At 48.6% G+C, this 3056-nt stretch carries 2 protein-coding genes; one reads left to right on the top strand and one right to left on the bottom strand.

Going from position 1 to position 3056, the window contains the following annotated elements; translation table 11 throughout:
• The first annotated feature begins 1550 nt into the window (after positions 1-1550).
• Positions 1551-2234 (top strand): hypothetical protein, encoded by a 684-nt coding sequence (locus KM934_RS12550; RefSeq protein ID WP_215760945.1) that lies wholly within the window; start codon positions 1551-1553, stop codon positions 2232-2234.
• 543 nt (positions 2235-2777) lie between these two features.
• Here KM934_RS12550 and KM934_RS12545 read toward each other — a convergent pair.
• Positions 2778-3056 (bottom strand): hypothetical protein (locus KM934_RS12545; protein WP_215760944.1); only part of this gene is annotated, 279 nt, incomplete at its 5' end.

Here is a 3056-nt window from a genome sequence, read left to right as displayed (position 1 = left end):
TAGTTTTTGGGTTAGCATCTGCACAGCACTCCACAGGGTTTGTCGGGTGCGCCCTTCATTCTTGTGTTTTTGTAAAAACTGTGCGCCTGGCCCAAGCCTCATGGCTTCCCTACGGTCAGTGGGTTCACGCTAAATCTCTCTGAGATAGCATCACCTTAGGAGTTTTGAAGGCGAACACAAGTCACGTTTTTCTTATCACAAAAGTTTCTCTCTGGACGTGAAATGCCATAACGGCCGTGCGAGCGATGCAGTCAGAAGCCAAATACATCTTGCGTGTAGAGCATGCGAAGAATGACAACAATCTATATTGAAATCTACATCATTGGCGGCAACGATGAAACGGTTGGGCGGAAATACGCCATTCTCGGCCTAATTACGTAAACCGTTGATAGTTAATGGGTTGCTGTAAGAAGGAAGGATTTTCTCGTTTGCATTAAGTATTTGCTGTTGCGAAACATGCCAAACCGAGTGTCGAAACCTGGTCTTTCGAGCCTCGATATATGGTCTTTCGAGGTGCGGTTGGGTAGGTATCGCAACTCGAAAGATGGCTAACGGTGAGCGTGCGACGAAGATTTGCGTCGCCGAACACCGAAAAAACACGATTTCTTTGTCTATTTCAACGAAAATCGCCACACAACTTTTGTACCAAAATATTACACAGAACGTCTTGCGATAGGGTAGGGTGGAGCGGTTGTCGTCTCCCACAGATCTCACCGATCTCCACAGATAAGTTGCACACCGCCTGCGAAGAATCCGTGTTCATCTGCCGCGCCGATGATTGGCAAGCACCCCGCTGGCATCTGTGTTCCTCAGTGCGATCTGTGGGCGAAAAAAGTACCGCATGGCCCATTCCCCCCATTCCACACTTAACACTTCACGTTATAGACCACCCACTGCCAGCGAAAGAGTGCCGATCTGCCGCGCTGATGGCGCGATCTGTGTTATTGGCAAGCAGCCCGCATGGCATCTGTGTTCCTCAGTGCTATCTGTGGGCGTATAAAACTCCCGCATGGCCGCATTCAATCATTCCTCATCCGACGGACCATTCCACGTTCAACATTCCACATTCCACATTCCACATTCCACATTCCACATTCCACATTCCACATTCCACGTTCAACATTCCCCATTCCACATAATAAACTCTTTCTCTCGGCTCGTGTCAGAGCAGCCGTTACCATTCGGCACCTATTGCGGTGGCTCCTCTCACGCCAGCCCCCACCATCTGTGGTGTTTGCAGACCCCAAAAGTGCGCATCCCCGTTCCCCCAACTGCCGTCGGGCAAAGGTTTTCCCCCTTGCTCATATCATTGTTTTGCAATCGTAACGTAAAATATTAATAGAAAAAGGTGTGTTTTTAATCTAAAAGCCGTATCTTTGCAATCGATAGGTCCACACTCCGCATGGAGCTGGACAGAACGAGTAGGAGAACGGGAGCCTCATACAGGCTTTTCTTAATAAGTCATAAGATGCGGCATGAAGGATAAAAAGACACCTCTTCCATTATCCTCCGTGGTGATGGATTCGAAGGACATAAAGTAGGGGGCGGGGATGACGCAGGATTGCTTTGACTCACTTGCTACAGCCGACGTAAACAACCGTTTACCAAAGGGCATACACGTTACCAAGACTGATGATGCATCGGACCTGGGTATAGAGAGAATGCGCTGTCGCGAAGAGGAATTACCCTGGGGCTACCTCTACCTCCACAACATGACCGTGCCCGTCTTTGAGCGTCAGATGAACGCTTACAACGCCGCCCATCCCGACGCACCCCATGCCTGTTTTGTTCATCGCTCCTATAGCTATAAGCAGAAAACCGAGCGTGGGGGCGTGAAGAAAGAGCTCAAGCCCACCGTCAGCGGCCTCGTGTTCCTGCAAGGCACCACCAGCGACCTCCAGGCCTTCCTCCGTCTCTATTATCCCCAATACCATCTTGTAAAAGACCGTTCGCGCAATGCTCCCGCATCGATCACGAATGCGGTGATGCAACCCTTCATGACGGTGTTGCGCAACAACCCAGAGCGCGTCACCTTCCTACGCGACCCCTTCGAGAAGTTCGCCCGCGACCATGTCAAGCTCCGCGTCCTCACCGGCATCTTCGCCGGCTACGAGGGCTACATCGTCCGCATCGACCGCGACCGCCAGCTCGTCTTCGACTTCGGTGGCCACGCCGTCGCCCTCCGTGGCGTCCACAAGGAGGACTTCGAAGAGGTACGCGAATCTACCGAATAACGATCAACGCTAATATCCGTTGCTCAGTAGGTCTACACCAAATCTCGTGAGACTTCAAACACCCCTGGTGTTTCTATAAACGAACACAAATCTCACGAATCTACCGAATAACAATCAACGCTAATATTCGTTGTTCAATGGGTTTACGCCAAATCTCGTGAGACTTCAAACACCTTTGGTGTTTCTATAAACGAACACAAATCTCGCGAATCTACCGAATAACGATCAACGCTAATATCCGTTGCTCAGTAGGTCTACACCAAATCTCGTGAGACTTCAAACACCCCTGGTGTTTCTATAAACGAACACAAATCTCACGAATCTACCGAATAACGATCAACGCTAATATTCGTTGTTCAGTGGGTTTACTATAAATCTCGTGAGACTTCAAACACCTTTGGTGTTTCTATAAACGAACACAAATCTCACGATCTACCGAATAACGATCAACGCTAATATTCGTTGTTCAATGGGTTTACGCCAAATCTCGTGAGACTTCAAACACCCCTGGTGTTTCTATAAACGAACACAAATCTCACGAATCTACCGAATAACAATCAACGATAATATCCGTTGTTCAGCGGTCATTCGTGAGATTTCAAACACCGGCGGTGTTTCAAAAGACATGCATTCGTAAGATTCGTGTGATTCGTGTTCAAAAAAAATAGCCGGGTCTTTTGAGATTTCAAACACCTCTGGTGTTTCTATAAACGAACACGAATCTACCGAATCTACCGAATAACAGCTGGTACTATTCACCACAGTCGGTGGGTCTATGATAGTCATTACTTCCCGTTGGTCAGTGGGTCTATAATAGTCATT

The sequence above is a fragment of the Hallella faecis genome (genome assembly GCF_018789675.1).
GTDB lineage: Bacteria > Bacteroidota > Bacteroidia > Bacteroidales > Bacteroidaceae > Prevotella > Prevotella faecis.
Note: the sequence above shows the minus strand (reverse complement) of the source record. Positions and strands in the feature narration are given on the sequence as shown.

Bases quoted from the DNA above. Each gene is read 5' to 3' on its own strand.
- KM934_RS12550 (WP_215760945.1), top strand. From the start codon at position 1,551: ATGACGCAGGATTGCTTTGACTCACTTGCTACAGCCGACGTAAACAAC.